Below are 522 nucleotides of genomic sequence, written 5' to 3' on the forward strand. Positions count from 1 at the left end.
TTGAAATAGTTATCACCGCAAATAATGGTGCCGGTAACTGTTCCTTCACCCTTGAGCAAGCCTTCAAAACCCATGGCCGGACCAATTTTGCCTGCTCTAAATTCCGGCGGCATGCCTGCCTGATCCTCACCGCCTACCTGGCCAAAGAATTGGTTTACATAGTAGAGCACTTTGAACTTGTCTGACATAAGATACCCTCCTTTCTCGTTAGTGTTAATATAGTCTGCAGGTTACATTGTGGAAGCCGATTTCTGAAGTGGCGCCAATAACGGCATTTAACTCACACATCAAACTGCCGTCTTCCAGTAAGGAGCCTTCCCACCCACCGGCTAATACGGAAATGGCTGCCTTATTGCCGATAACTTTATCTGCCGGCGGCAATGTAACCACATGACTGACATTTCCTCCGGAAATTACCGCCACTGCCTCTGCTGCCGTGTCAGCCAAAGGTTGTGACATACCGTCTCTGCCTGCACATTCATCAGTGATTAAAACGGTTTTAATACCGGATTTCTCACACTT

The 522-nt window shown here is 47.5% G+C and carries 2 protein-coding genes; both read right to left on the reverse strand.

Annotated features, from left to right (window positions below; all coding sequences use genetic code 11):
• On the reverse strand, nt 1–188 hold a 188-nt coding region (locus GT1_RS21880), incomplete at its 3' end, for a glycine/sarcosine/betaine reductase selenoprotein B family protein (protein WP_223226446.1).
• Between the two features lie 25 nt (nt 189–213).
• Nucleotides 214–522 (reverse strand): glycine/sarcosine/betaine reductase component B subunit (locus GT1_RS21885; RefSeq protein ID WP_223226447.1); only part of this gene is annotated, 309 nt, incomplete at its 5' end.

Origin of the sequence: Sporomusa sp. GT1 (assembly GCF_014634905.1) — a bacterium.
Lineage (GTDB): Bacteria > Bacillota > Negativicutes > Sporomusales > Sporomusaceae > Sporomusa > Sporomusa sphaeroides.